27 protein-coding genes are annotated in these 26077 nt (G+C 70.9%); 3 read left to right on the top strand and 24 right to left on the bottom strand.

The window, feature by feature from the left end; translation table 11 throughout:
• Positions 1-27: 27 nt before the first annotated feature.
• From rplS to H976_RS0122640, 7 genes are all read right to left on the bottom strand, one after another.
• Entirely contained in the window at positions 28-375 is a 348-nt protein-coding gene (rplS, locus tag H976_RS0122670) for a 50S ribosomal protein L19 (RefSeq protein ID WP_027863379.1), read from the bottom strand.
• A gap of 178 nt (positions 376-553) precedes the next feature.
• Positions 554-1714, bottom strand: a complete 1161-nt coding sequence (gene trmD, locus H976_RS0122665; protein ID WP_027863378.1) for a tRNA (guanosine(37)-N1)-methyltransferase TrmD — start codon at positions 1712-1714, stop codon at positions 554-556.
• A complete protein-coding gene (gene rimM, locus H976_RS0122660) occupies positions 1714-2226 on the bottom strand; it encodes a ribosome maturation factor RimM (RefSeq protein ID WP_027863377.1) in 513 nt (170 codons plus the stop codon). Before rimM ends, trmD begins: the two co-directional genes overlap by 1 nt.
• A 70-nt stretch (positions 2227-2296) precedes the next feature.
• Positions 2297-2539, bottom strand: a complete 243-nt coding sequence (locus H976_RS0122655; RefSeq protein ID WP_027863376.1) for an RNA-binding protein — start codon at positions 2537-2539, stop codon at positions 2297-2299.
• A gap of 5 nt (positions 2540-2544) precedes the next feature.
• Positions 2545-3162, bottom strand: a complete 618-nt coding sequence (rpsP, locus tag H976_RS0122650; RefSeq protein ID WP_027863375.1) for a 30S ribosomal protein S16 — start codon at positions 3160-3162, stop codon at positions 2545-2547.
• A gap of 122 nt (positions 3163-3284) precedes the next feature.
• Positions 3285-4082: a putative protein N(5)-glutamine methyltransferase gene (locus tag H976_RS28155; protein ID WP_051277367.1), complete on the bottom strand. Its 798-nt coding sequence runs from the start codon at positions 4080-4082 to the stop codon at positions 3285-3287.
• Positions 4075-5160, bottom strand: coding sequence for an amidohydrolase family protein (locus tag H976_RS0122640; RefSeq protein ID WP_027863374.1), 1086 nt, complete (start codon positions 5158-5160; stop codon positions 4075-4077). Before H976_RS0122640 ends, H976_RS28155 begins: the two co-directional genes overlap by 8 nt.
• Before the next feature lie 186 nt (positions 5161-5346).
• On the opposite strand from H976_RS0122640, the gene H976_RS28150 reads away from it, so the two are divergent.
• The gene (locus H976_RS28150) at positions 5347-6495 is read left to right on the top strand and encodes a ScyD/ScyE family protein (RefSeq protein ID WP_051277365.1); all 1149 of its coding nucleotides are present in this window, start codon (positions 5347-5349) and stop codon (positions 6493-6495) included.
• Positions 6496-6619: 124 nt separating this feature from the next.
• On the opposite strand, the gene ffh is transcribed toward H976_RS28150, so the two are convergent.
• From ffh to H976_RS0122605, 6 genes are all read right to left on the bottom strand, one after another.
• Positions 6620-8179, bottom strand: a complete 1560-nt coding sequence (gene ffh / locus H976_RS28145; RefSeq protein WP_036227688.1) for a signal recognition particle protein — start codon at positions 8177-8179, stop codon at positions 6620-6622.
• A gap of 44 nt (positions 8180-8223) precedes the next feature.
• A complete protein-coding gene (locus H976_RS28140; RefSeq protein ID WP_051277363.1) occupies positions 8224-10476 on the bottom strand; it encodes a [protein-PII] uridylyltransferase in 2253 nt (750 codons plus the stop codon).
• A gap of 7 nt (positions 10477-10483) precedes the next feature.
• A complete protein-coding gene (locus H976_RS0122620; protein ID WP_027863373.1) occupies positions 10484-10822 on the bottom strand; it encodes a P-II family nitrogen regulator in 339 nt (112 codons plus the stop codon).
• A 14-nt stretch (positions 10823-10836) separates the two neighbouring features.
• Positions 10837-12216: an ammonium transporter gene (locus H976_RS28135; RefSeq protein ID WP_196804191.1), complete on the bottom strand. Its 1380-nt coding sequence runs from the start codon at positions 12214-12216 to the stop codon at positions 10837-10839.
• 80 nt (positions 12217-12296) lie between these two features.
• Positions 12297-12635 (bottom strand): P-II family nitrogen regulator, encoded by a 339-nt coding sequence (locus H976_RS0122610; protein WP_027863372.1) that lies wholly within the window; start codon positions 12633-12635, stop codon positions 12297-12299.
• The gene (locus tag H976_RS0122605; RefSeq protein ID WP_027863371.1) at positions 12632-13945 is read right to left on the bottom strand and encodes an ammonium transporter; all 1314 of its coding nucleotides are present in this window, start codon (positions 13943-13945) and stop codon (positions 12632-12634) included. The genes H976_RS0122610 and H976_RS0122605 overlap by 4 nt, the downstream gene beginning before the upstream one ends.
• 228 nt (positions 13946-14173) lie before the next feature.
• On the opposite strand from H976_RS0122605, the gene H976_RS28130 reads away from it, so the two are divergent.
• Positions 14174-14851, top strand: a complete 678-nt coding sequence (locus H976_RS28130; protein ID WP_196804190.1) for a TetR/AcrR family transcriptional regulator — start codon at positions 14174-14176, stop codon at positions 14849-14851.
• Between the two features lie 106 nt (positions 14852-14957).
• On the opposite strand, the gene ftsY is transcribed toward H976_RS28130, so the two are convergent.
• From ftsY to H976_RS0122585, 3 genes are read right to left on the bottom strand one after another with little or no spacing between them, the layout of a single operon-like run.
• Positions 14958-16085, bottom strand: a complete 1128-nt coding sequence (ftsY, locus tag H976_RS0122595; RefSeq protein ID WP_027863370.1) for a signal recognition particle-docking protein FtsY — start codon at positions 16083-16085, stop codon at positions 14958-14960.
• A 34-nt stretch (positions 16086-16119) separates the two neighbouring features.
• The gene (locus tag H976_RS0122590; RefSeq protein ID WP_027863369.1) at positions 16120-16341 is read right to left on the bottom strand and encodes a hypothetical protein; all 222 of its coding nucleotides are present in this window, start codon (positions 16339-16341) and stop codon (positions 16120-16122) included.
• Between the two features lie 55 nt (positions 16342-16396).
• Positions 16397-16858 (bottom strand): thioesterase family protein, encoded by a 462-nt coding sequence (locus H976_RS0122585; RefSeq protein ID WP_027863368.1) that lies wholly within the window; start codon positions 16856-16858, stop codon positions 16397-16399.
• Positions 16859-16945: 87 nt separating this feature from the next.
• Here H976_RS0122585 and H976_RS0122580 point away from each other — a divergent pair, with 87 nt between their 5' ends.
• Positions 16946-17428 (top strand): SRPBCC domain-containing protein, encoded by a 483-nt coding sequence (locus H976_RS0122580; protein WP_027863367.1) that lies wholly within the window; start codon positions 16946-16948, stop codon positions 17426-17428.
• A 76-nt stretch (positions 17429-17504) separates the two neighbouring features.
• On the opposite strand, the gene smc is transcribed toward H976_RS0122580, so the two are convergent.
• The 8 genes from smc to coaD form a co-directional block, all read right to left on the bottom strand.
• The gene (gene smc, locus H976_RS0122575) at positions 17505-21050 is read right to left on the bottom strand and encodes a chromosome segregation protein SMC (protein ID WP_027863366.1); all 3546 of its coding nucleotides are present in this window, start codon (positions 21048-21050) and stop codon (positions 17505-17507) included.
• A 190-nt stretch (positions 21051-21240) separates the two neighbouring features.
• Positions 21241-22497 (bottom strand): MFS transporter, encoded by a 1257-nt coding sequence (locus tag H976_RS28125; RefSeq protein ID WP_196804189.1) that lies wholly within the window; start codon positions 22495-22497, stop codon positions 21241-21243.
• A 125-nt stretch (positions 22498-22622) separates the two neighbouring features.
• Positions 22623-22832: a hypothetical protein gene (locus tag H976_RS0122565; protein ID WP_027863365.1), complete on the bottom strand. Its 210-nt coding sequence runs from the start codon at positions 22830-22832 to the stop codon at positions 22623-22625.
• Between the two features lie 175 nt (positions 22833-23007).
• A complete protein-coding gene (gene mutM / locus H976_RS0122560) occupies positions 23008-23868 on the bottom strand; it encodes a bifunctional DNA-formamidopyrimidine glycosylase/DNA-(apurinic or apyrimidinic site) lyase (RefSeq protein ID WP_027863364.1) in 861 nt (286 codons plus the stop codon).
• The gene (rnc, locus tag H976_RS28120; RefSeq protein ID WP_231389024.1) at positions 23861-24643 is read right to left on the bottom strand and encodes a ribonuclease III; all 783 of its coding nucleotides are present in this window, start codon (positions 24641-24643) and stop codon (positions 23861-23863) included. The genes mutM and rnc overlap by 8 nt, the downstream gene beginning before the upstream one ends.
• A 14-nt stretch (positions 24644-24657) precedes the next feature.
• On the bottom strand, positions 24658-24843 hold the full coding sequence (gene rpmF / locus H976_RS0122550) for a 50S ribosomal protein L32 (RefSeq protein WP_027863363.1): 186 nt from the start codon (positions 24841-24843) through the stop codon (positions 24658-24660).
• 40 nt (positions 24844-24883) lie between these two features.
• Positions 24884-25429: a DUF177 domain-containing protein gene (locus H976_RS0122545; protein ID WP_036227676.1), complete on the bottom strand. Its 546-nt coding sequence runs from the start codon at positions 25427-25429 to the stop codon at positions 24884-24886.
• Positions 25430-25542: 113 nt separating this feature from the next.
• Positions 25543-26067, bottom strand: coding sequence for a pantetheine-phosphate adenylyltransferase (coaD, locus tag H976_RS0122540; RefSeq protein ID WP_231389023.1), 525 nt, complete (start codon positions 26065-26067; stop codon positions 25543-25545).
• Positions 26068-26077: the final 10 nt, after the last annotated feature.

Here is a 26077-nt window from a genome sequence, read left to right as displayed (position 1 = left end):
CTAACCATCGTCGGAACGACGACGGGCTCAGCCCTCGCGACGCTCCTTGATCTTGGCCGCCTTGCCGCGCAGGTTGCGCAGGTAGTACAGCTTCGCCCGGCGTACGTCGCCCCGGGTCACGATCTCGATCTTCTCGAAGATCGGGGAGTGGAGCGGGAAGGTCCGCTCGACACCGACACCGAAGGAGACCTTGCGGACGGTGAAGGTGCGACCGACACCGGAGCCCTGCAGCTTGAGCACCACGCCCTGGAAGACCTGGATACGGGAGCGGTTGCCCTCGACCACCTTGACGTGCACCTTGACGGTGTCACCGGCCCGGAAGTCGGGCACGTCGTCGCGCTTGGTCTGGCTGGACAGGTCGTCGATGATCGACATGGTGTCTCCTCGTGACTGCCACAGGTCACCCACGGATGGTGGTGTACGTCGGTGTGGCTCTCAGCATCGGCGCCGATCGGCCGTCCCCCTGTGGCAGGTGACCGCGGCTACTGGGCCAAGGAGCGATTTTGCCACAGGGGTCGCCGTACGGCGAAATCGGCGGCCGGGCGGGAGCCCACTAGCGGCGGCGCTTGACCAAGCGTACGGCGCCGGGGGCCTCCGGGGCCGGGCCGAGCAGCCGGTAGCCGGCCTTCTTGTAGATCCGGATGTTCCGCTCGCTGAGGGCGCCGGTGAACAGCACGTAGCCGGTCGCCTCGTCGGGGGCGGCGGCCTCGATGGCCTCGAGCAGCACCCGCCCGACCCCGCGACCCTGGAGGTCCGGGGCGACCATCAGCCGACCGATGTCCCACTCCGCGCCGGCGAGGCGACCACGGACCGCGCCGACCAGCCGACCGCCGCTGCGCAGCACGAGCGTCGTCCACTCCCCCAGCCACCCCTCCACGTCGGAGAGCTCCTCGTGCAGCGGCGGGATGCGCGTGTCGGGGTTGGCCTGCTGCTCCTGGACCCAGCACGCGCGCTGGAGGGTGAACAGCTCGGCGGAGTCGGACGGAGCCGCCAGGGCTATCTCGGCCGCGAGGGTGCCCAGCTCGACGGCGCGTGAGACGTGGGCCAGGTCGGGGCGGCGCTCGGCGGTGCGGCGTACGGACTGGTCGTGGCGCCAGGCCGCTATTCGGGCGTGGTCGCCGGACAGCAGCACCTCGGGCACCTCGTGACCGCGCCACGTGGCCGGCTTGGTGTAGACGGGGTACTCGAGCAGCCCGTCGGTGTGGGACTCCTCCTCCAGCGACCCCGCGTTGCCCATGAACCCGGGGAGCAGCCGCACGACCGCCTCGATCATCGCGAGCGCGGCCACCTCTCCCCCGTTGAGCACGTAGTCGCCCACGGAGAGCTCGCGCACCTCCAGCCGCGTCGCGGCCTCGTCGATGACGCGTTGGTCGATGCCCTCGTAGCGTCCGCAGGCGAAGACCAGGTGGTCCCGCTCGGCCAGCTCGACCGCGACGTCCTGGGTGAACCGCGTGCCGGCAGGGGTGGGTACGACGAGCACGGCGCCGGCGGGGGCGACCGTGTCGAGCGCCTCACCCCAGGGCTCGGGCTTCATCACCATCCCCGCGCCGCCGCCGTAGGGGGTGTCGTCGACGGTCCGGTGCCGGTCGTGGGTCCACTGGCGCAGGTCGTGGACGTGCAGGTCGAGCAGCCCGCTCTGCTGCGCCTTGCCGGGCAGCGACAGCCCGAGCGGGGCGAGGTACTCCGGGAAGATCGAGACGACATCGATGCGCATCAGGATGACTCCTCGACCAACAGTCCCGGACGGTCGTCGATGACGATCCGGCCACCGGGGACGTCGACCTCCGGCACCAGCGCGGTCACGAACGGGAAGAGCACCTCGCGCTCCGGCGTACGGATCACGAGCAGGTCCTGCGCGGCGTTGTGCTCGATGCGGGCCAGCTCGCCGACGACGTCGCCGTCGGTGGTCTCCACCCGCAGGCCGACGAGCTGGTGGTCGTAGAACTCCTCGGGGTCCTCCGGCCGCTCGGTCGCGTCGATGCTGACGCTCAGCTCGGTCCCCCGGGCGGTCTCGGCCGCCGTGCGGTCGGTGAGCTCGACGAAGTGCACCACGAGCCGGCCCGAGTGGGTGCGCGAGTCCGCGACGGTCAAGGTGCCACCGGTCGCCTGCAGCACCGCGCCCGGGGCGAAGCGCCGCTCGGGCTCGTCGGTGCGCGGCTCCACGAACACCTCGCCGCGCAGCCCGTGGGCCGGGCCGATGCGGCCGACCACCACGTAGTCCTCCACCTTCACTCCTCCATGCAACAGGGGCACCATCCTCCCGTAGGAAGAGGTGCCCCTATACGACGGCAGTGGGTCAGCGTCTCCGGTCGACGTCCACGAAGTCGATGCGTGCCCCACCACGACCGGCCAGCGAGCTGATCACGGTGCGGAAGGCGGTCGCCGTCCGGCCACCGCGACCGATCACCTTGCCGAGGTCCGTCGGGTGCACGCGCACCTCGAGGATCGACCCCCGGCGCAGCTGCTTGTCGCGCACGGAGACGTCGTCGGGGTGCTCCACGACCCCGCGGACCAGGTGCTCGAGAGCCTCGGCCAGCATCCGGATCAGGCCTCGGTCTTCTCGTCGGCGGGCTTCTCGGCCTCGGCGACGTCGGCGTCTGCTGCGGTCTCGGAGGTCACGGCCGACTCGTCGGCCGGAGTCTCCTCAGCGGCGGGCGCCTCGGTAGCGGGAGCCTCCGGAGCAGCCTCGGCGGCGGACTCCTCGGCCTTCTCCTCGGCCTTGGGCTCCTCGGCCTTGGGCTCCTCGGCCTTGGTCTCGGCCTTGGGCTCGGCCTTCTTGGCGGCGGCCTTCTTGGTCACGGCCTCGGCCTTGGGCTCGTTGGCAGCGTCCTTGAGAGCCTCGTTGAAGATCTCCTGCTTGTCCCGCTTGGGCTCCTTGGTGCGGAGGGTGCCCTCGGCACCGGGAAGGCCCTTGAACTTCTGCCAGTCACCGGTGACCTTGAGGATGGCCTCGACGGCCTCGGACGGCTGCGCGCCGACTCCGAGCCAGTACTGCGCCCGGTCGGAGGTGACCTCGATGAACGAGGGCTCCTCCTTGGGGTGGTACTTGCCGATCTCCTCGATGACCTTGCCGTCCCGCTTCTTGCGGGAGTCGACGACGACGACGCGGTAGTAGGGCTGACGGATCTTGCCCATGCGCTTCAGACGAATCTTGACGGCCACGTGTGTGGTGTCTCCTTGCGATGTGTGTGGTGGTGGCTCCCGCGCTGCCTGGTGGGGCCAGGTGCGGTGGGATCCGGTGGGCGTTCGCAGTCCGGTTGAGAGGGGCCGGAGCGGCGTACGACTCAGCGCGCCATTGTGCCAGACGAACCCGATCCGGCCGAAATCGCCCGGACCAGGGTGGACATCTCCCGCACCACCACGCCGGCGGCCAGTCCCGCGGCCGCGCAGGCCGCCGCGGTGCCCTCGGCCTGCGGCCGGCTCGTCTCGATCAGCAGCGTGCCTCCCGGGCGGAGCCAGGCAGCGGCCCCGGCGGCCACCCGTCGGTGCAGGGCGAGGCCGTCGGCGCCGCCGTCGAGGGCGACCCGGTGCTCGTGGTCGCGGGCGTCGGTCGGCATCAGCGCGATCTCGTCGGTGGGCACGTAGGGCGCGTTCACGGCCAGTACGTCGACCCGGCCGAGCAGGTCCCTCGGGAGGGCGTCGTACAGGTCCCCCTCGTGCACCTGCCCCATCGTCACGTTGCGTCGCGCGCAGGCGACGGCTGCGGGATCGAGGTCGGCGGCGTGCAGCTCGGTGCTGGGTTCACGGGAGGCGATCGCCACCCCGATGGCGCCGGTTCCGCAGCAGAGGTCGACGACGACGGGCTTGTCGAGGTCGACGATGATCGCGACGGCCAGGTCGACGAGGGCCTCGGTACGCCGACGCGGGACGAACACCCCCGGTGACACCACCACCCGGAGCCCGCAGAACTCGGCCCAGCCGACGATCTGCTCCAGCGGCTCCCCGGCCACGCGGCGCTCGACCATGTCGCGGAGGTCACCGAGGGTGCGCGCCTCGGCCTCGAGCAGCGCGGCCTCCTCCTCGGCGAACACACAGCCGGCCGCGCGCAGGGCGTCGACGATGCGCGGGTCCGGGTCAGCCAACAACTCTCCCGCGCAGCACGATGCAGGACGGTTCAGCGAGGACCGAGAGGTCCTGGAGCGGATCCCGGTCGAAGACGACGAAGTCCGCGGTGGTGCCCTCCGAGAGCCGGCCGTCGAGCCCGAGCCACTCCCGCGCCCGCCACGAGGCCGCACCCAGGGCGGCCTCGGCGCTGAAGCCGTAGTCGGCCAGCTCGCGCACCTCGCTGGCGATCAGCCCGTGCGGGAGTACCCCCCCGGCGTCGGTGCCGGCGTAGATCGCCACCCCGGCCTCGTACGCCGCCATGATCGTGTCGCGACGACGGCGGTGGAGGTCGTGCATGTGCTCGGCGTACGCCGGGAACTTCTCGCCGGCAGCCGAGGCGTACTCCGGGAAGTTGTTCAGCTGCATCGCGGTCGGCACCAGCGCTGTCCCACGCGCCACCATCTCGTCGATCAGGTCCTCGGAGAGCCCCGTGCCGTGCTCGATGCAGTCGATGCCCGCCCCGATCAGCCCCGGCAGCACCGCCTCCCCGAAGCAGTGCGCGGTGACCTTGGCACCGTGCTCGTGCGCGACCCGGATGGCCTCGGCGAACGCGTCGGCCGGGAAGGACGGTGCGAGGTCGCCGGTGTCGCGGTCGATCCAGTCCCCGACCAGCTTGACCCAGCCGTCGCCGCGCTGCGCCTCCTGGGCGACGTACGCCGGGAGCTCGGCCGGCTCGACCTCGTGGGCGTAGTTGCGGATGTAGCGCTTGGTCCGCGCGATGTGGCGTCCGGCGCGGACCAGCCGCGGCAGATCCTCGCGGTCGTGGATCCAGGAGGTGTCGGCGGCCGACCCGCAGTCGCGCAGCAGCAGGGCCCCGGAGTCGCGGTCGGTGATCGCCTGCTGCTCCGACGTCTCGTCGTCCACGGCTCCGTGCTCGTCGAGGCCGACATGGCAGTGCGCGTCGACCAGTCCGGGCACGATCCAGCCCTCGGCCACCATCTCGGCACCGGCCTGCGGCTCGTAGGTCACCACTCCACCGGCGGGGCCGTCCACGACGTACAGGTCGCGCGCCTCGCCGTCGGGAAGCACCGGCCCCCGGAATCGCTGTGCAGCCATGCCGGGACGCTACCGCGGCGGTCGTCGTACCCGGTCCCCGGAATCCGCGTCAGGTACGTCCCGATCCGCCGCGAACACCCCGGTTGTCCTGGCTAGACAGGCGCCGGGGAGCCCTTGCCGGGCCCGCGGGGCGAGCGCAAGGTGAGTGACGTTCTCGACCATCACTCCCCCACACCTGGAGTCCAGATGTCACGGAAGCTTGCCCTCCGTACCAGCACCTTCGTCGTCGCGACCGGCGTCGCCGCGGCCACCGCCCTGGTGGCCGCACCGGTCGATGCCGCCCGATCACCCGGCGCGGCCCCTCAACGCACCACAGCAGCGCGCGTCCTGGCGTCCGGTCTCAACAACCCACGACACCTGGTCTTCCGTGGTGGCACGTTGTACGTCGCGGAAGCAGGCAAGGGCGGGACGAAGAACTGCGTGCCCGGCCCCGAGGACCCCACCGCGTTCGTCTGCTACGGCGCGACCGGCTCGATCATGCGACTGGGCAAGCACCCCCGTCGGATCATCACCGGGCTGCCCTCCATCGGCGACAAGGGCACGGGCGCCTCGGCCCTCGGACCCTCCGGCATCACCACCGTGGGCGGCAAGCTCGCCTTCACCGTCGGCGGCGGCGGCACGCCTGCTCACCGCGCGACCTTGCCGGCATCGGCCCGCAGGATCGGGACCCTCGTTGTTGCCTCGCACCGCGGGAAGAGCTGGACCCGGCACACCCTGCGCCAGGTCGCGGACCTGATGCGCTTCGAGGCCCGCAACGACCCCGACGGCCAGGGGGCCGACAGCGACCCGACCGGCCTGATCCGGCGAGGCAGCCACTTCCTGACGACCGACTCCGGCGGCAACGACCTGCTCCGGGCGGGCGGTGGCGATCCGATCCGGGTGCTCGCGAAGTTCGGCAACCGGATGGTCGACAACCCGTTCGCGCCGGGTCAGGTGCCGATGCAGTCGGTGCCCACGGCGGTGGCGGTCGGCCCCGGTGGGGCGCTCTTCGTCAGCGAGCTCACCGGCTTCCCGTTCCCGCAGGGCGCGGCCCGGATCTTCCGGGTGGTCCCGGGGCACGCACCGACGGTCTGGGCCACCGGCCTGACCAACGTGACCGACCTGACCTGGTACCGCGGCTCGCTGTACGCCGTCCAGCTCGCCAACACCGGCCTGCTCGCCCCGGGTCTCCCGGTCGGCTCACTGGTCAAGGTCCACCGGGGCTCGACCCACACCCGGATCGGCAGCAACCTGCACGCGCCGTACGGCGTGGCCATGCGCAACGGCACCGCCTTCGTCACCACCTGCAGCGTCTGCGCTGGTGGCGGCAAGGTCGTCCGGATGCAGCTGCCCTGACCTGGGGTCACCCGGCGACGGTTTGGCCGGTCGTCCGGCCGTCCTGTCAGTGGAGGGGTGATGTTTCAACCCTCCACTGATGGTTTGGCCGGGCGCCCGGCCAAACCTCAGGCCCCAGACGCCGCTACTTGAGGTACTTCGACAGGTCCGGCAGCTGGCTGGGGTCGAAGTCGTCGGGTACGCCGGCGTCGTCGCCGCCGAGGCCGAACGCCGAGCCGGCTGCGGCGGCTGGCCTCTCGGCGGCGGCCGCCTGCTCCTGGGCGCGCTTGGCCGGGTTGCCGGAGCGACGCTTGCCCTTGGCCTGCTTCTGCTGGGGCGCCTGACGACCCTTGGCCTTCTTGCCCAGGCCCATGCCGGGCGAGCCGGGCATGCCGGGCGCGCCGCCGCGGGCCATCTGCTGCATCATCTTGCGGGCCTCGAAGAACCGGTCCACGAGCTGGTTGACGTCGGACACCTGGCGCCCCGAGCCCTTGGCGATGCGGGCGCGGCGCGAGCCGTCGATCGTCTTCGGGTTGGCGCGCTCGGCCGGCGTCATCGACTGGATGATCGCCTGGATCCGGTCGATCTCGCGCTCGTCGAAGTTCTCGAGCTGGTCGCGGAACTGGCCCATCCCCGGCAGCATCCCGAGCATCTTGGTCAGCGAGCCCATCTTGCGGACCTGCTGCATCTGCTCGAGGAAGTCGTCGAGGGTGAACTCGCCGTCGCCCTGGAGCTTGGCGGCGGCCTTGGCGGCCTGCTCGGCGTCGAAGGTCTTCTCGGCCTGCTCGATGAGGGTGAGCAGGTCACCCATGTCGAGGATGCGCGAGGCCATCCGGTCGGGGTGGAAGACGTCGAAGTCGGTGAGCTTCTCGCCGTTGGAGGCGAACATCACGGGCTTGCCGGTCATCTGCGCGATCGACAGGGCGGCACCACCACGCGCGTCGCCGTCGAGCTTGGTGAGTACGACGCCGTCGTACCCCACCCCGTCGAGGAACGCCTGCGCGGTGTTGACCGCGTCCTGGCCGATCATCGCGTCGACGACGAAGAGCACCTCGTCGGGGCTGACCGCGTCGCGGATGTCGGAGGCCTGCTTCATCAGCTCCTGGTCGATGCCCAGGCGACCGGCGGTGTCGACGATCACCACGTCGTGCAGGGTGCGCCGGGCCTCCTCGATCGAGCGGCGAGCGACCTCGACCGGGTCGCCGGTGCCGTTGCCGGGCTCGGGCGCGAACACCGTCACTCCGGCGCGCTCGCCGTTGACCTGGAGCTGCTGCACGGCGTTGGGCCGCTGGAGGTCGGCGGCGACCAGCATCGGGCTCTTGCCCTGGTCCTTGAGCCAGAGCGCCAGCTTGGCCGCGAGGGTGGTCTTACCGGCACCCTGGAGACCCGCGAGCATGATCACCGTGGGCGGGTTCTTCGCGAACCGCAGCCGACGGGTCTCGCCGCCGAGGATCGTGACGAGCTCCTCGTCGACGATCTTCACGACCTGCTGGGCCGGGTTCAGGGCGCCGCTCACCTCGGCGCCGCGGGCACGCTCCTTGACGGCCGCCACGAAGTCCTTGACCACGGGCAGGGCCACGTCGGCCTCGAGCAGGGCGAGCCGGATCTCGCGCGCGGTGGCGTCGATGTCGGCCTCGGAGAGCCGACCCTTGCCGCGAAGGTTCTTGAAGGTGTCGGAGAGGCGATCGGAGAGCGTGGCGAACAAAGAGGTTCCTCGGGTTTCCGGATGGTCAGGACCAGTGGCCCAGCCTAGTTGGTCCCTGGTGCCGAGAAGGCCGAGACCAGCGCCTGGCGTACGGCGTGAGCGGCGGACGCGGCTCGTTCCTCCGAGAGCGCGCCGGCCGCAGCCTCCTGCACGTAGAACACGTCGACGGCCTGGGGGCCCAGGGTGGACACGTGCGCCGAGCGCACCGAGATGTCCATCTGGGCCAGCGCCCGGCACACCACGTGGATCAGCCCGGGCCGGTCGGCGGAGCGGACCTCGACGACGGTGGCGCGCGGCGACGCGTCGGGGCGTACGGCGACCGTGGGCTCCAGCTTGACCGGCGCCACCCGCAGCAGCCGCTCGGTGGCGTCGATGCGACCGTCGACGATCGCCTCGAGCCGCTGGCGCAGCAAGATGTCGTCGAGCCCGGTCTCGGCGACGTCCCAGACCGAGACCCCGAACCCGTCCTGGGTCCACGCCCGGGCCGCCCTGACCGAGGTCTTCTGCAGTGCCAGCATCGCGGCCGCGTCGGCGAGCAGCCCGATGCGGTCACCGGAGACCACGGTGATCCGGGAGCCGTCCGTCGCGGGTCCGTCTCCCGACGGCTGGGCCACCACCGAGACCGACGAGGGGTCGGTGCGCACCCGCTCGGGGATCTCGATCTCGACTCCGTCGTCGTCGGGCATCGGCTCGTCGGAGAGGGCGGCCGCGGCCCGTCGTACCAGCGTGCGCACCAGGGACGCCCGCCACTTGGTCCAAGCCTTCTCGGAGGTGGCCCGTGCGTCGGCCTCGGTCAGCGCCGCGAGCAGCTCGAGCTCCTCGCGGTCCGCGACCTTGGCGGTGACCAGCTCGACGGTGGCCGGGTCGTCGGGATCGCGGGTGGTGGCCGTCTCCGGCAGCAGCAGGTGCCAGCGGACGAGGTCACCGACGAGCTCGATCTCGCGGGCGTCGAAGCCGAGACGCACGGCGATCGCGCGCGCGATCGGCTCGCCGGCGACGCAGTGCTCGGTCAGCTGGCCCTTGCCGATGTCGTGCAGCAGCGCGCTGACCATGAGCACGTCGGCGCGCGCCACCCGACGGATCAGGGTGGACGCCTCGATGCAGGTCTCCACAAGGTGGCGGTCGACGGTGAAGCGGTGCACGACCGAGGCGTGCGGCAGCAGTCGGACCCGCTCCCACTCGGGGAGGATCCGCTCGAGCGCACCGGTCTCGTCGAGGGTCTCCCACACGCCGAGCAGGCCGTCTCCCGCGGCGAGCAGCCGCACGAACAGGTCGCGTGCCTCGACCGGCCAGGGGTCGGGCAGGTCGGGCGCTTCGCGGACCAGCCGGGCGGCGGTCTGTGGCGCCAGCACCAGGTCGCGCTCGGCCGCCTCGGCGGCGGCGCGCAGGAGGAGCAGGGGGTCACCGGCGACGTTGGCGCCCTTGTCGAGCACGATCTCCTCGAACGAGATGGCCACCCCGGGCGCCACCGTCTCCAGTCGGGGGCGACGCCCACCGGTCGCGCTGGGCTGGCGCTGGACCGCCTCGGCCCGGCGCCACGCCAGTCGGGAGAGGTGGGTCAGCCGACGCGCGAGCCCCCGGGTGTGCACCTGTACGGCGGTGCCGTCGGCCAGTCCGAGGAGGGGCGCGATCTCCTCCCAGTACTCCGGCGCCACCCGGTCGGTCGCCCGGCCGGCGACCTCGTGCAGCGCGTCGCGTACGTCGAGCAGGGCAACCCGGCAGCGCTCCAGGTCGGCGTGGGGTACGTCGACCAGCCAGCTGGCCACCAGGGCCTTGAGCATCGTCGCGTCCCGGAGTCCGCCGACCGACTCCTTGAGGTCGGGCACGGAGGCGTGCGCGAGCTCTCCGGTCATCCGCCCGCGCTCGGAGACCAGCTCGTGCATGTCGTCGAGCCGGGTGCGGGCGTCGCGCCGCCACTGGTTGAGCACGGCCGACCGCAGCCGCAGGGTCAGGTTGGGGTCGCCGGCGAGGTGGCGTACGTCCAGCATCCCGGTCGCCACGCGGAGATCGGCGTCGGCCTGCTCGAGGACCTCCTCGACCGTGCGCACCGAGTGGTCGATGTTGGCGCCGGAGTCCCAGAGCGGGTACCAGATCTGCCCCGCCCAGTCCCCCATCCCGACGTCGGGGTCGTGCACCAGCACGACGTCGAGATCGCTGAACGGCGCCAGCTCCTGCCGGCCGTAGCCGCCCACCGCCACCAGCGAGACGCCGGTGTCGGGGCAGCCGGTGGACGCGAACGCCTTCACGCACAGCTCGTCGGCTGCGCGGGTGCGCTCGGCCCGCTCGGCGGCAGTCATCGCACGTCTAGATCGCCGAGGCGTCGCGGTCGCCGGTACGCACGCGCACCACGCTGTCCACCGGGGAGACCCAGACCTTTCCGTCGCCGATGCGGCCGGTCGCGGCAGCTCCGACGATCGCCTCGGACACCGCCTCCACGTCGGCGTCGTCGAGCACGATCTCGATGCGCACCTTGGGCACCAGTGCGATGTCGTACTCGGCGCCGCGGTAGACCTCGGTGTGGCCCTTCTGCCGGCCGTAGCCACTGACCTCGCTGACGGTCATCCCGGTCACCCCGACGCCCTCGAGCGCGGAGCGGACCTCTTCCCACTTGTGCGGCTTGATGACCGCGGTCAGGATCTTCATGGCTCCAGCCTCTCTCATTCTGTCCCGGCGAACGGCCCGGCCGTCGCCTTCGGCGCGTGGAACCCACCACTGCTGCGGGCTCCCGCCGTCGAGTGCAGGTCGTAGGCCGTCTCGGCGTGCACGATCAGGTCGATCCCGTTCACCTCGTGCTCCTCGTCGATCCGGAAGCCCATCACCCGGTGCACCACCCAGGCGATCGCACCGGAGGCGAGGAAGGCGTAGGCGAGCACGACCGCTGCTCCGAGCAGCTGCTTGCCGAGCTGGTCGACGCCACCGCCGTACAGCAGCCCGTCGACGGCGGTGGGCGCCGCGGCGGTGGCGAGCAGGCCGATGCCGATGGTCCCCACCAGACCGCCGACGAGGTGGACGCCGACCACGTCGAGCGAGTCGTCGTACCCCCAGCGGTACTTGAGCCCGACGGCGAGAGCGCAGACCACCCCGGCCGCCAGACCCATCACCAGGGCACCCAGCGGTGTGACCGAGCCGCCGCTCGGCGTGATCGCCACCAGACCCGCGACCATCCCCGAGGCCGCACCCAGCGTGGTGGCGTGCCCGTCGCGGACCCGCTCGAGCACCAGCCAGCCGATCGCCCCGGCTGCCCCCGCGCAGCTGGTCGTCACGAACACCACCGCGGCCGCGTGGTTGGCCCCGAGCGCGGAGCCGGCGTTGAAGCCGTACCACCCGAACCAGAGCAGTCCCGCGCCCAGCATCACCAGGGTCAGGTTGTGCGGCCGCATCGCGTCCTTGCCGAACCCGACGCGCGTCCCCACGACCATGGCGAGGGCGAGTGCACTGGCGCCCGAGCAGATCTCCACCGCCATGCCACCGGCGAAGTCGATCGTGCCGACGCGGTTCGCGAGCCAGCCACCGACGTGCCCCGGGTGGTCGAGGTCGAAGACCCAGTGCGCGACCGGCGCGTAGACGAGCACCGTCCACCCCGACACGAACACCATCCACGCCCCGAACCGGGCGCGGTCGGCGATCGCGCCGCTCACCAGGGCGCCGGTGATCACGCAGAACAGACCCTGGAACATCGCGAACAGGATCACCGGCACCGTCAGCCACGAGTCGGCGCCCTCGGCGACGAGGTCCTGCAGCCCAAGGTGGTCGAACGGGTTGCCGAGCAGCCCGAGTCCGAGGTCGTCACCGAAGGCGAGCGAGTAGCCGACGACGACCCAGATGACGGTGATCGCCGCCAGGGCACCGAAGGTCATCATCATCATGTTCAGCACGCTCTTGGAGCGGACCATGCCGCCGTAGAACAGCGCGAGTCCCGGCGCCATCAGCAGCACGAGCGCCGAGGCGGCCAGCAGCCAGGCGGTGTCGCCGCTGTCGATCGCATGTGGCGTGATGGCGAGCAGGACCGGACGGGCCGCGAGGGTGAGGGTGGCCATGGCAGCACCCTGTCGAAGCCGGGAAAGGCTCACGGGCGCATCCCACATGTCAGACATGAGGGATGCGCCCGCGACACCGATCAGATCGCTGCCTCGTCCTTGTCGCCGGTACGGACCCGTACGACGCTGTCGACCGGCGAGACCCACACCTTGCCGTCGCCGATGCGACCGGTCTGCGCGGCCTTGACCACGATCCCGGCGACGTCCTCGACGTCACCGTCGTCGACCAGGATCTCGATCCGGATCTTCGGCACCAGGGCGATGTCGTACTCCGCACCCCGGTAGACCTCGGTGTGGCCCTTCTGCCGGCCGTAGCCGCTGACCTCGCTGACGGTCATGCCGGTGACACCGAAGGTCTCGAGTGCGGCGCGGACCTCTTCCCACTTGTGCGGCTTGATGACCGCAGTCACGAGCTTCATGCGTTGACTCCCCTCGACTCGGCGGTGGACTGGGCGAGTGCGGACGGGGTGCCGGGGGCGCTCCCGGACAGGGAGACGAAGTCGTACGCCGTCTCTCCGTGCTCCGAGAAGTCGATGCCCTCGACCTCGTCCTCCTCGTCGATCCGCCAGCCCATCGTGTACTTGATGCCCAGTCCGATCAGTGTGGTGAACAGGGCGGTCCACACGATCGCGATCCCCGCGGCGCCGGCCTGCTCGCCCAGGGACTTCAGCCCGCCGCCGTAGAAGAGGCCGTCGATCCCGCCGGGGGCCGACGAGGTCGAGAAGAGCCCGATCAGCACGGTGCCGACGACACCACCCACGAGGTGGACACCGACGACGTCGAGCGAGTCGTCGAGGTTGAACTTGAACTTCAGGCCGACCGCGTAGGCACAGGCACCACCGGCGATGGCGCCGATCGCGATCGCGCCCACGGTGTTGACCGCGCCGCACGATGGCGTGATCGCCACCAGTCCGGCCACGATCCCGGAGGCCGCGCCCAGGGAGGTGGCCTTGCCGTGCAGGATCCGCTCGATCAGAAGCCAGGCCAGCATGGCCGCCATGGTCGCGATCGTGGTGTTCAGGAAGGTCACGCCGGTCTCGCTCATGAACTGGGCGATGTCCTTCTTGCCGCCGTCACCGGCGACGAACACCAGCGAGCCGACGTTGAAGCCGTACCAGCCGAACCAGAGCAGTCCGGCGCCGATCATGGTCAGCGTCAGGTTGTGCGGCCGCATCGGGTCGCGCTTGAAGCCGACCCGGCGCCCGATGATCAGCGCCAGGATGCCGCCGGCCACACCGGCGTTGATGTGCACCACGGTGCCGCCTGCGTAGTCCTGCGCGTGCAGGTGGCTGGAGATCCAGCCGCCGCCCCACACCATGTGGGCCAGCGGGAAGTAGCTGAGGGTGATCCAGAGCGGAAGGAAGACCATCCACGAGGAGAGCTTCACCCGGTCGGCGATGGCGCCGGAGATCAGGGCCGCGGTGATGACCGCGAAGGTGAGCTGGAAGCACACCGCGATGTACGACGTCCAGTCGACGTCCTTGAGCCCGAACAACGTGAACGGGTTGGAGAACAGGCCCCCGGCCAGCTCGTCCGGTCCGAACGACATCGACCAGCCCCACAGGACGTAGACGATGCCCACGACCGCCATCGCGACGTACGACATCATCATCATGTTGAGCACGGACTTCGCCCGGGTCATGCCGCCGTAGAACAACGCCAGGGCGGGCGTCGTCATCATCAGGACCAGCGCGGTGGCGACGATCATCCACGCGTAATAGCCGTCCATGGAACCTCCAGGGTGAGTGAGAACTACTGCGAGCCGGGCGTGCGGGACAGCGCTGTCGATCGGTCCCGGGCCGCCACTGGGCTGAACTCTGCGGTTTGCAGGTTTCAGGGGTCGGCGATGCGTGTTTCGACCGCGTCACGGAATCGAAAGTTGTGTTACAGGCGGGTGAAATCCACCTATTTAGGAAAAGTCGCCCGGGGGATCCCTTTCCGAACCTATGCTTCCCGAGTGGAAACGAGCATCGTGGAGGCGTCGGTGAATGACCGGTCCGCCCCAGAGAAGAGTCCGGTCACGGACCGCTCGACCACGCCCGAAGCACCCGCCCCGGTAGTACGCCGCAAGCGCGGTCGTCCGCGCGATCCCGAGGCCGACGGCCGCATCCTCGCCGCCGCCTCCTCGCTGATCCTGATGCGCGGCTTCGAGAGCATGACCGTCGACGAGGTGGCCAGCAACGCCGGTGTCGGCAAGGCCACCGTCTACCGCCGCTGGTCACGCAAGGAGGACCTCGCGGTCGCTGCGATGGAGCAGCTCTACCGCGACGAGATGCCGTCCCCCGACACCGGCTCGATCCGTGGCGACCTGGAGTCGATGTTCGCCTCGGTGCTGGGCTTCGTGAACTCCACGGCCGGCATCGACTACGTGCGCACCACCATCAAGGAGTCGATGCGCGACGACCGCATCGCCACGCTCTACCGCGAAGCCAGCCTGCGCGCAGCGGCGAGCGCGACCGAGGTCTTCCAGCGCGCCATCGCCCGCGGTGAGGTGCGACCCGGCATCCCGGTGCGGGCCGCCGTCGAGTTCCTCGGCGGACTGGTTGCCATGCGCGTCATCACCGGCGAGGACATGCCGGGTCTCGAGCAGGTCGACGACCTCGTCGACTTCGTGCTCAACGGGATCAGTGCCTGAGCTGAGCCAATGGCGGTTTGGCCGGGCGCCCGGCTGAACATGCAGTGGAGAGGTGAAATTTCAGCCCTCCAGTGAACATTTGGCCGGGCGCCCGGCCAAACTGCCGCTAGCCCTGGTCGAGCAGGGCGTCCACGAACGCCTCGGGGTCGAACGGCGCCAGGTCGTCCGGACCCTCGCCCAACCCCACCAGCTTCACCGGTACGCCGAGCTCGCGCTGTACGGCGACCACGATGCCGCCCTTGGCCGAGCCGTCGAGCTTGGTGAGCACGATGCCCGAGACGTCGACGACCTCGCGGAACACCCGGGCTTGCACCAGACCGTTCTGACCGGTCGTGGCATCGAGCACCAGCAGCACCTCGGTGACCGGGGCATGCCGCTCCACGACTCGCTTGACCTTGCCGAGCTCGTCCATCAGGCCGGCCTTGTTCTGCAGGCGGCCAGCCGTGTCGACCACCACCACGTCGACCCCACGCTCCACCCCGACGCGCACCGACTCGAAGGCGACGCTGGCCGGGTCACTGCCCTCGGGCCCGGTGACGACGTCGACCCCGACCCGCTCCCCCCAGGTGGCGAGCTGTTCGGTGGCGGCCGCGCGGAAGGTGTCGGCCGCGCCGAGCACGACGGTCTTGTCCTGTGCCACCAGCACGCGGGCCAGCTTGCCGACCGAGGTGGTCTTGCCGGAGCCGTTGACGCCCACGACGAGCACCACGCCAGGCTTGCCGTCGGCGCCGGTGACCGCGATCCGCCGGTCCATCGACGGGTCGACGAGAGCGAGCAGCTCCTCGCGGAGGATGGTCGAGGCGCTGGCCTCGCCGGCACCCTCGACCCGCAGGCGGGTGCGCAGCCTCTCGACCAGCTCCTGGGTCGGCGCGACACCGACGTCGGCGGTGATGAGGGTGTCCTCGATCTCCTCCCAGGTGTCCTCGTCGAGCCGTTCGCGGGAGAGCAGCTTGAGCAGTCCGCGTCCGAGGCCGCCTTGTGAGCGCGCGAGTCGCTGGCGCAGCCGGACCAGCCGGCTCGCCGTACCTTCGGGACGCTCGAGGGTGGTGACCGGCGACTGAGGTTCCGCGGGTGCCTCCGGCGCCTCGGCCGGCGGTTCGGCGGTGATGGTGCCGGTTGGGGCGGACGGCGGGACCGGTCGCGGTGGCTGCTTGCGACCGTTGACGAGGGCGACCAGCCCGACGACGAGGCCGATCACCAGGATGGCGATCACGAGGATGACGAAGACGGTCATGCGTCGATCCAATCAAACGCCCGGCGGGCGAGGCTCAGCGGTGGGAGTCCACCCGTGCACGAGGTGCGATGGAGACGTCCTCGGCCGAAGCCGGTTCGGGGTCCACCGTCGGCAGCGCATCGACGCCGCGGCGCATGGCCTCACCGAGCAGGGGCGTGACCGGGGTCTGCTGACCACGGTAGGGATAGGCGACGTACAACATGACCGCTGCAGCGAGCACGAGTGCGAGCAGCAGCACGACCACGATGGCTCCCATGAGGGCTCCTTCGTCGGGGAATGTCGGGCCCGACGATCCTCACACGGAGGTGAGGTCAGTCCCGCAGCAGGGGTACGACGGCCGCCCGTACCTCGTCGGGCAGCGGGCAGGTGGACCGCCCCTCCGCGCTGGTGTTGTCGACGTACACGTGCACGAACCTGCCCTCGGCAGCCGCCTGCGCCCCGGCTCCCTCCGGATCGCCCTGGAACAGCCCGACCCGGTAGATGACCGAGGAGGTACCGATCCTGTCCACGACCATGCCCAGGTCGACGGGCTCGGGGTAGCCGATCTCGCGGAAGTAGCGACAGCTGACCTCGGCCACCACCCCGATCGCCGGCAGCGTCCTGATGTCGGTGCCGACCGCCTCGGCCAGATGAGCGTTCACCGCAGTGTCGATCAGCTCGAAGTAGACCGCGTTGTTCATGTGTCCGTAGACGTCGTCGTCGGCCCAGCGGGTGGTCGCCTGACGCCAGACGACGTAGTCCTCGCGGCGGGGGCGTGGGGGTCGGTCGCTCACGGGCGTCATTGTGGCGCATCTGTCGAGAACCCGGAGACGGCTCCGTCCCTGCTGTGAACCCACCCACGGTGACCACCAGGAGGAACCATGCAGGACCACACGAACATCACTCTCCGCCGCAGCCTCGGCGTTCCGCCCGAGCGGATCTGGGAGCTCTGGACCACGCCCGAGGGCATCGGAGCCTGGTGGGCACCCGATGGGTTCCAGACCACGGTCGACGTGCTCGACCTCCGGCCGGGCGGCGCCCTCGACTACACCATGACGGCCACCGGTGCCGACCAGATCGCGTTCATGGAGCAGGCCGGGATGCCGCTGTCGACGTACTCCCACAAGGAGTTCACCCAGGTCGACGAGCCGACGCGGTTGGCGTACACCTCGTTGATCGACTTCGTTCCCGGGCACGCCCCCTACGACCACCTGACGGTCGTCAGCCTGCAGCGCACCGCGACCGGCACCGACGTGGTGATGGAGTGCGAACCCCTGCACGACCAGGTCTGGACCGACCGCATCATCGCCGGCCGCACCAACGAGCTCGACAACCTCGAGCGCCTGACCGCCTCCGCGGGATGAGCCGACTCCCGGACAGGGCGCCTACGTCATACGAATCGTGGCCTCGAGGCCACGATTCGTATGACGCACCGGGCACTCAGGCCGGCTCGGCCTCGCGCAGCCGCTGGCTGATCACGGCCGAGACACCGTCGCCACGCATGGTGACGCCGTAGAGGGCGTCGCCGACCTCCATGGTCCGCTTCTGGTGGGTGATGACGAGCAGCTGGGAGTTCTCGCGCAGCTCCTCGTAGATCTCCAGCAGCCGGCCGAGGTTGGTGTCGTCGAGGGCGGCCTCGACCTCGTCGAGGATGTAGAACGGCGAGGGCCTGGCCTTGAACAGCGAGACCAGGAACGCGACTGCGACGAGCGAGCGCTCGCCACCGGAGAGCAGCGAGAGCCGCTTCACCTTCTTGCCCGCAGGCCGCGCCTCGACCTCGATGCCGGTGTTCAGCATGTCGTCGGGGTCGGTCAGGACCAGTCGCCCCTCCCCGCCCGGGAAGAGTCGGGTGAAGGTCGAGTCGAAGGCCTCGCTGACGTCGGCGTACGCCTCGGTGAAGACCTGCTCGACGCGCTCGTCGACCTCGCGCACGATGTCGAGCAGGTCGCGACGGGTGCTCTTGAGGTCCTCGAGCTGCTCGGTGAGGAACTTGTGGCGCTCCTCCAGGGCCGAGAACTCCTCGAGCGCGAGCGGGTTGATCCGGCCCAGCTGGGCCAGAGCACGCTCGGCGGTGCGCAGCCGCTTGGTCTGCTCCTCGCGGTCGAAGGCCACCGGGGCCGGGACCTCCTCGCCCTCGGCGACCTCGCCGGTGAAGGGGACCAGCTGGTCGGGGCCGTACTCCGCCACCAGGGCCTCGGCGTCGAGACCCAGCTCCTCGAGCGCCCGCTCCTCGAGCTGCTCGATCCGCATCTTCTGCTGGGTGCGGGCCATCTCGTCGCGGTGCACGGTGTTGACCAGCTCGTCGAGGTCACGACCGAGGTCGCGCATCCGCTCCCGGGCCTCGCGCAGCTCCTGCTCGCGACCGGTGCGGCTCTGCTCGACCCGGGTGCGCTCGGCGGAGGCCGACGCGATCGACTCCTCGAGGCGGGCGAGTACGACGGCGACCCCGCGACCCACGGCCTCACCGACCCGACCCTCGCGCTGGAGCTGTTCGCGGCGGGCGATCGCCGCTGCACGTGCGTCGCGCTCAGCCTGGGCCGCCTTGAGCAGCGAGTCGGCGCGACCGTGGAGTGCCCGCGCCCGCTCCTCGGTGGTGCGCAGTGACAGCCGCGCCTCCATCTCCGTCGCCCGGGCGGCGCGGGACTCCTCGCCCAGCCGCTCGCGGGTCGCGGTGTCGGGCTCCTCGTCGGGTGCGTCCTCGGCGCTGGCCAGGCGAGACTCCAGCTCGGCCAGGCCCTGGAGGTCACGGTCGCGCGCCTCGGTCGCGGCCAGGATCGCCTGGTCGAGACGGTCGGCCTCCGCCCGCGCGTTGCGGGCCTGGGAGCCGTACTGACCGAGCTCCTCGGCCACGGCGGCCAGCGTCGCGTCGGACTCGTGCAGCTTGGCCAGGGCGACGTCGACCCGGCGGCGGGCCTCCTCGCGCTCGCGCTCCAGCGTGGAGGCGTCGAAGGTGAGCCGCTCCAGGGTGTGCGCGGCCGTGGCGAGTTGTTCGGCCGCCTCGTCGACCGCGGCCTGCACCTCGATCAGGCTGGGCTGGCTCGAGGAGCCACCGGCCGCGAAGTGAGCGCCCAGGAGGTCGCCGTCGCGGGTCACGGCCGTCACGTCGGGAGCGTCGGCGACCAACGCCCGCGCCGCGGACAGGTCGTCGACCACGGCGACCTTGAACAGCAGCCTGACCAGGGCCGGCCGGAGCTCGGCGGGGCACTCCACCACGTCCATGGCGTACGCCGCCCCGGCGGGCAGGCCCGGCCAGGAGGTGTCGTCCAGGTGTGCGCCGCCGAGCAGGATCCCCGCGCGACCGAGGTCGTCGTCCTTGAGGTGCCCGATCGCGCCGATGGCCGCGTCCACGTCGCGGACCGCGACCGCGTCGGCCGCACTCCCGAGGGCCGCGGCGACGGCCGACTCGTAGCCGGTGCGCACGCTGAGCAGCGCGGCGACCGAGCCCAGCAGCCCGCTGACCGAGTCGGTCGCGGCCAGCAGCGCACCTGCGCCGTCCTTGCGGTTGAGGCCGAGCTCGAGCGCCTCCTTGCGGGCACTGAGCGAGCTGCGCTCCCGCTCGGCGGCGGTGAGCTCCTCGCGGGTCTTGGCGAGCCGGTCCTCGATGTCGGAGAGCAGCGAGCTGGCCGCCTCGTGCTCGGAGTCGAGGCCCTCCTCGCCGGCGTCGAGCCCGGCCACGCGGGACTCCAGCGAGGTGAAGTCGTGCTGCGCACGATCGGCGCGGGCGACTGCTTCGGCCCGCGCGTCGGTCAGGCGACCGACCTCCTCCTCGGCCGCGGCGGCACGGCTGCGCAGCCCGTTGACCTGGCCGTGCAGGCGAGCCATCCCCTCGCGCCGGTCGGCAGCGGCCCGCAGGAGCCCGGCCACCCGGCGCTCCTCCTCGGCGAAGGCCTGCTCGGCGGCCTGGCGGTCACCCACGGCGCCGTCGAGAGCAGCCCGGTTGGACTCGACCTCGGCGAGGATCTCGTCCTCCTGCTCGCGCACCCGGGCGGCCTCGGCCTCGAGCTCGTCGGGGTTGCGGCCCTCCGGCACCTCAGGCTGCGAGGCGGCGTTGCGCACGCGCTCGGCGGCCAGGCCGGCCGTCCCGCGCAGCCGCTCGCGCAGCCCCGACAACCCGAACCAGGTCTCCTGCGCCTGCGCCAGCGCGGGCAGATCCTCGCGCAACGCGGCCTCGAGCGCCGCCTCGGTCTCGCGGGTGGCAGCCAGCGCCTGCTCCACCTCCGTGCGCCGCTCGAGCAGGATCGACTCGTCCTGGAGCTCCTGCTGCAGCGCCGTGCTGGCGGTGGCGAGGTCGTCGGCCATCAGCCGGGCCCGCGCGTCACGTACGTCGGCCTGCACGGTCTGCGCCTTGCGGGCAACCTCGGCCTGGCGCCCCAGCGGCTTGAGCTGGCGGCGGATCTCGCTGAGCAGGTCGGCGAGCCGGGTCAGGTTGCCGTCGGTCGACTCCAGCTTGCGCAGCGCCTTCTCCTTGCGCTTGCGGTGCTTGAGTACGCCGGCCGCCTCCTCGATGAATCCTCGACGGTCCTCGGGGGTGGCGTGCAGGATCGAGTCGAGCTGGCCCTGGCCGACGATGACGTGCATCTCGCGTCCGATGCCGGAGTCGCTGAGCAGCTCCTGCACGTCGAGGAGTCGGCAGTGGTTGCCGTTGATGGCGTACTCCGAGCCCCCGTTGCGGAACATGGTCCGGCTGATCGTGACCTCGGCGTACTCGATCGGCAGGGCACCGTCGGTGTTGTCGATGGTCAGCTGGACCTCGGCGCGACCCAGCGGGGGGCGACCCGACGTACCGGCGAAGATGACGTCCTCCATCTTGCCGCCGCGCAGCGACTTGGCGCCCTGCTCACCCATCACCCACGCGAGCGCGTCCACGACGTTGGACTTGCCCGACCCGTTGGGGCCCACGATGCAGGTGATCCCCGGCTCGAGCTGCAGCGTCGTGGAGGAGGCGAAGGACTTGAAGCCCTTGAGCGTGAGGCTCTTGAGGTACAACGTCTGCTCTCCCTGCGTCGCCGGCGTCTGCGGTGCTCTGTTGCTGGACGCGGCATCCTCTCAGCCCTCCCCGAGGCTGCACTGGGCGGTCTCGGGCGGACCTGGTTGCTGCGACGGGGAAGGGTCAGCGCCCCGACCCTACCCAGCCATCGCGGGCATTTCGGGGAGGCATGCCGAGGGCGATCCGGGGTCACTCCGGGGCGGTGGCGGGGTCCTGCTCGACCTGCTCCTCGTCGGCGTGGGCGACGTGGACGAGCTGGCGCCAGATCAGCGCCAGGAAGATCGCGGACCCCACGAAGGCGAACCAGAACGGCGCGGTGATGCCCCAGTGGCTGGCGATGACGCCCCCGAGGGCCGATCCGATCACCATCCCGCCGGTGACGCCGATGAGGTTGACGCTGGTGACCCGCCCTTGCATCGCTGTCGGTACGGCGCGCTGGCGGACCGTGGTCGAGATCGTGCCCCACACGAAGGCGTGTGCCCCGAAGACGAAGAACACGACGAGCGCGACGGACGGGAGGGTGTTCACGGCCAGGACCAGGTGCGTGAGGGTCTCGATGACCAGGCCGCCCCGCATGATGTTGCCCAGGCTGATGTGTCGCTCCAGCCAGCCGAAGGACAGCGTGCCGACGAGGCCACCGCAGGCCAGCGCCGAGGTGAGCAGGCCGAAGCCCACCTCGCCCATGCCGAGCCGTTCGAGCGAGTAGAGCACCAGCACCGACCACGCCGCCCCGAAGGTGACGTTGAAGGTGACGATCGTCAGCACGAGGGTGCGGATGGCGGCATGTCGCCACACCCAGCGGATGCCCTCGACGATGTCGGAGCGGATGGTCGAGGGCTCGGCGGTGTGATCGCGGCCGTGAGCCGGCAGACGCACCCTGAGCATCAGCAGCACGCTGAGCGCCAGGCAGGTGCACTGGGCCGCGAACGGGTAGGCACGACCGAGCCCGAACAACAGGGCACCGACCGGAGGCCCGGCGAGCTGGTTGAAGGTGACGATGCCGGTGATCAGCCGCGCGTTGGCGACGCCGAGGTCGCGCTTGGCGACGATCATCGGCAGCAGGGTCGAGGTGGTGGTGTCGGCGAAGGTCTCCCCCACGCCGAGCAGGAACATCGCCGTCAGGACGACCGCGATGTTGACGTGGCCCGAGACGACCGTCCCGACCAACACGGCCACGACCACCACCCGGCACAGGTCGGCGACCACGATCATCCGACGTCGGTCGACCCGGTCGGCGACGACACCGGCGAACAGGCCGAACAGCAGGAAGGGGAGGTACTGGAGCACCGCCGCGAGCGCGACCAGGAACGGGTCGTGGGTCTCCGAGGCGACCAGCAACGGACCGGCGGCCACCTGCAGGCCGTCGGCGATGTTGCTCACCCAGCTCGACCCGAGCAGCCACCGGAACGGGGTGCCGAGACGGGCGGGGAGCACCCTCTCGACCACACCGACGACCACAGGGGTCGATGTTCGCAGAGCGGTCGGACACCGGCAAACCGATTGCCGGGACCCTGCGTCAGCCGGGTCTCGTCGAGCCCGGCGAAGGGATGCCCGCGGTCAGCGGGCCGGTATCAGGTGCGGGCCAGGGAGTCGTCGCGGGCAACGGCCTCGTCGACGGACTCGGTGGCAAGTGCGGCAAGAGCGTCGTTCTCGGTCTGGAGACGAAGGGTCATGTCTTCCAGGTCGGCGACGCGCTGGCGGAGGATGCGGTTCTCCGCCGAGAGGCGGTAAATCACTCGAGGGTCGGACCCTGTGGAGTAGCCGAGCAGCGCCTTGGCCATAGATGTTGCCTTCCAGGGAGCGAGGAGGGAACGGGCCCGTCTGGACCGCCTACAAGAGTCTCACGCAGGTCACGGCTTCATCAAGTCCTGCTGGGGCCGGGCTGCCACCCCGCCTCCGACCCCGCCTCCGACCCCGCCTGCGACCCCGCCTCCGACCCCGCCCGTGGGCCGGCCGCTACCGGGTACGGCGCAGCCGGGGAGCAGGCTGACAGACCGGGCAGAAGTAGGACGAACGGTTCATGAACGTGATCCGCCGGATCGGCGTACCGCAGCGGCTGCAGGGCTCCCCCTCGCGGCCGTAGACCTCCAGGGAACGGTCGAAGTAGCCGCTCTGCCCGTTGACGTTGACGTAGAGCGCGTCGAAGGAGGTGCCGCCCTGGCCGAGCGCGGACAGCATCACCTCGCGGCAGCCCGCGAGCACACGCTGCACGTCGGTCCGACGCAGCCGCGAGCCGAGCCGCTCGCCGTGGATCCGGGCCAGCCAGAGCCCCTCGTCGGCGTAGATGTTGCCGACGCCCGAGATGACGGCCTGGTTGAGCAGGATGCGCTTGATCCCGGACTGGCTGCGCCGCACGCGGCGTACGAAGGCCTCGTCGTCGAACCCGGCGTCGAGCGGGTCCCGCGCGATGTGCGCGATCTCCGGTGGCAGCTCGGCCCCGCCCTCGGAGACCGACAGTCCTCCGAACATCCGCTGGTCGACGAACCGCAGCTCGAGCGGCGGCTCGCCACCGAGCAGGAAGCGGACCCGCAGGTTGCGCTCGTCGGGTACGCCGGGAGGCTGCACCAGCATCTGGCCGCTCATGCCGAGGTGACCGAGAAGGGCGTCGCCGTTGTCGAGGGCGACCCACAGGTACTTGCCGCGCCGGTGGGCGGCCGTGAACGTGCGTCCGGTGAGCCGGGCTGCGAAGTCCGTGGCGCCGGCCAGGTGACGGCGTACCGGACGGGGATGGAGGACCTCGACGGACTCGATCGGTCGGCCCAGGACGTGGGCCTCGAGGCCGACCCGGACGACCTCGACCTCGGGCAGCTCAGGCATCGCCGGCCGGCGGACGTACCACCCGGGCCTCGACTCCGTTGCTGGAGAGCTGGCCGGACCCCTCGTGGTGCGGCAGCTCGTCGCTGAGGGTGCGGTAGGCGGTCTCCGCCGCCTGCTGCTCGGCCTCCTTCTTCGAGCGGCCGACGCCGCGGCCGTGCAGCCGGTCGGCGACCCGGACCCGCGCGGTGAAGGTCTTCATGTGGTCGGGACCCTCGTCCTCGATGACGTACTCGGGGACGCCGAGGTCGTGCAGCGCGCTGAGCTCCTGCAGGCTCGTCTTCCAGTCCAGGCCGGCGCCCATCGCGGCCGCCGCCTCGAGCATGGGGTCGAAGAGCAGGTGGACGACCCGGGCCGCGTCCTCGAAGCCGCCGCTGAGGTAGACGGCGCCGATCAGCGCCTCCACCGTGTCGGAGAGGATCGAGGACTTCTCCCGGCCTCCGGTCGCCTCCTCGCCCTTGCCGAGGCGGATGTGCACGCCGAGACCGATCGTGCGGGCGACGTCGGCCAGGGCACGGGCGTTCACGACGGCGGCCCGCAGCTTGGCCAGGCGGCCTTCGGAGAGCCCGGGGTGGGTCAGGTAGAGCGTCTCGGTGATCACCACGCCGAGCACGGAGTCGCCCAGGAACTCCAGGCGCTCGTTGGTCGGCAGGTTGCCGTTCTCGTAGGCGTAGGAGCGGTGGGTCAGGGCAAGCAGCAGCAGCTCGGGGTCCAGGACAGGATTCCCGAGCGCCTCACGCAGCTCGTCGGTCGGGTTCGACCCCGACGCGGGTGGCAACCCGGCGCTCGCGGTCAGAGGACCTGACGACGGTCGGCCCGGGCGCCGTACTGGCCGCACTCGGGGCACGCGCGGTGCGGCAGGTGCTTGGCGCCGCAGGCCGGGTTGGCGCAGTTCACGAGCGAGGGCGCGACGGCCTTCCACGCAGAACGACGGTGTCGCGTGTTGCTGCGCGACATCTTCCGCTTCGGGACAGCCACGGTTGCTCCTTGGGATTCGGTGGTGCTCGGTTGCTTCAGGTCAGTCTTCGGATGGTGCGGGTGCTTCGTGTACTGCGACCACGTCACCGAGGGCGGCCCACCTGGGGTCGACCGGTGCGTCGTGCCGATGCTCCGGGTCGTCCGCGAGCCGCGCACCACACTCGGCGCACAGTCCCGGACAGTCCTCCCGGCACAGCGGCTGGAACGGCAGTGCAAGCACGACCGCGTCCCGCAGCAGTGGCTCGAGGTCGATCAGATCGTCCTCCAGCCGGCTGACATCGTCGTCCTGGTCGTCCCCACGCCGCTCATGACCGGGGTCGTCGTAGACGAACAGCTCCTGGAGGTCGACGTGGAGGGTGTCCTCGATCGTCTCCAGGCACCGCGAGCACTCACCCTCCAGATCGGCTTGCGCCGTCCCGGTGACGAGCACTCCCTCCATGACCGCCTCGAGCCGCAGGTCGATGTCGACCGGCGAGCCCTCGGGGACCCTCAGGATCTCGATGCCGAGCTCTGCCGGCGCCTCCGCGGAGAACGACACCTGGCGTTGGGACCCCGGGCGGCGGCCGAGCTCGCGGGTGTCGAGCACGAGCGGCGCTCTCGGGTCGAGATTACGCAAGAGGTCACTTCCGTGGTGGTGCAAGCAGAACCTGCGGGAGTCTACCGGCCGATGTGCTGCGCAACCAACTCGGCAGGAACCCGTCAGTCGGCCTGGTCGGAGCGGGCGCGCTCGGCGAGGCGCTCGGTGAGCTGGGTGAGGACGTCGGGCGGGAGCAGCCCCGAGACGTCGCCCCCGAGCATCGCGACCTCCTTGACCAGCGAGGAGGCCAGGAACGACCACTCGGGGCTGGTCGGGATGAACACGGTCTCGACGTCGACCAGCGAGGAGTTCATCTGGGCCATCTGGAGCTCGTAGTCGAAGTCGCTGACCGCCCGGAGTCCCTTGACGATCGCGCGGATGTCGCGCTCCTGGCAGAAGGTGGTCAGCAGGCCCTCGAAGCCGGCGACGGTCACGTTGGGGAACTCGGCGCAGACCTTCTCCAGCATCGCGATGCGTTCCTCGGCGGAGAACAGCCGGGCGCGCGACTTGGCCTTGTTGATGCCGACCGCCACGACGACCTCGTCGAAGAGCAGCGAGGCCCTGGAGATGATGTCGATGTGGCCGTTGGTGACGGGGTCGAAGGAGCCCGGACAGACGGCCCTGCGCACTGTGTCGCTGCTCGTCATCGGGCGCACC

Origin of the sequence: Marmoricola sp. URHB0036, from assembly GCF_000426045.1 — a bacterium.
GTDB lineage: Bacteria > Actinomycetota > Actinomycetes > Propionibacteriales > Nocardioidaceae > Marmoricola.
Note: the sequence above shows the minus strand (reverse complement) of the source record. Positions and strands in the feature narration are given on the sequence as shown.

Bases quoted from the DNA above. Each gene is read 5' to 3' on its own strand.
- rplS (WP_027863379.1), bottom strand. From the start codon at position 375: ATGTCGATCATCGACGACCTGTCCAGCCAGACCAAGCGCGACGACGTG.
- trmD (WP_027863378.1), bottom strand. From the start codon at position 1,714: ATGCGCATCGATGTCGTCTCGATCTTCCCGGAGTACCTCGCCCCGCTC.
- H976_RS0122655 (WP_027863376.1), bottom strand. From the start codon at position 2,539: ATGCTGGCCGAGGCTCTCGAGCACCTGGTCCGCGGGGTCGTGGAGCAC.
- H976_RS0122640 (WP_027863374.1), bottom strand. From the start codon at position 5,160: ATGGCTGCACAGCGATTCCGGGGGCCGGTGCTTCCCGACGGCGAGGCG.
- H976_RS28150 (WP_051277365.1), top strand. From the start codon at position 5,347: ATGTCACGGAAGCTTGCCCTCCGTACCAGCACCTTCGTCGTCGCGACC.
- H976_RS28140 (WP_051277363.1), bottom strand. From the start codon at position 10,476: ATGACTGCCGCCGAGCGGGCCGAGCGCACCCGCGCAGCCGACGAGCTG.
- H976_RS0122620 (WP_027863373.1), bottom strand. From the start codon at position 10,822: ATGAAGATCCTGACCGCGGTCATCAAGCCGCACAAGTGGGAAGAGGTC.
- H976_RS28135 (WP_196804191.1), bottom strand. From the start codon at position 12,216: ATGGCCACCCTCACCCTCGCGGCCCGTCCGGTCCTGCTCGCCATCACG.
- H976_RS0122610 (WP_027863372.1), bottom strand. From the start codon at position 12,635: ATGAAGCTCGTGACTGCGGTCATCAAGCCGCACAAGTGGGAAGAGGTC.
- H976_RS0122605 (WP_027863371.1), bottom strand. From the start codon at position 13,945: ATGGACGGCTATTACGCGTGGATGATCGTCGCCACCGCGCTGGTCCTG.
- ftsY (WP_027863370.1), bottom strand. From the start codon at position 16,085: ATGACCGTCTTCGTCATCCTCGTGATCGCCATCCTGGTGATCGGCCTC.
- H976_RS0122590 (WP_027863369.1), bottom strand. From the start codon at position 16,341: ATGGGAGCCATCGTGGTCGTGCTGCTGCTCGCACTCGTGCTCGCTGCA.
- H976_RS0122580 (WP_027863367.1), top strand. From the start codon at position 16,946: ATGCAGGACCACACGAACATCACTCTCCGCCGCAGCCTCGGCGTTCCG.
- H976_RS0122565 (WP_027863365.1), bottom strand. From the start codon at position 22,832: ATGGCCAAGGCGCTGCTCGGCTACTCCACAGGGTCCGACCCTCGAGTG.
- mutM (WP_027863364.1), bottom strand. From the start codon at position 23,868: ATGCCTGAGCTGCCCGAGGTCGAGGTCGTCCGGGTCGGCCTCGAGGCC.
- coaD (WP_231389023.1), bottom strand. From the start codon at position 26,067: ATGACGAGCAGCGACACAGTGCGCAGGGCCGTCTGTCCGGGCTCCTTC.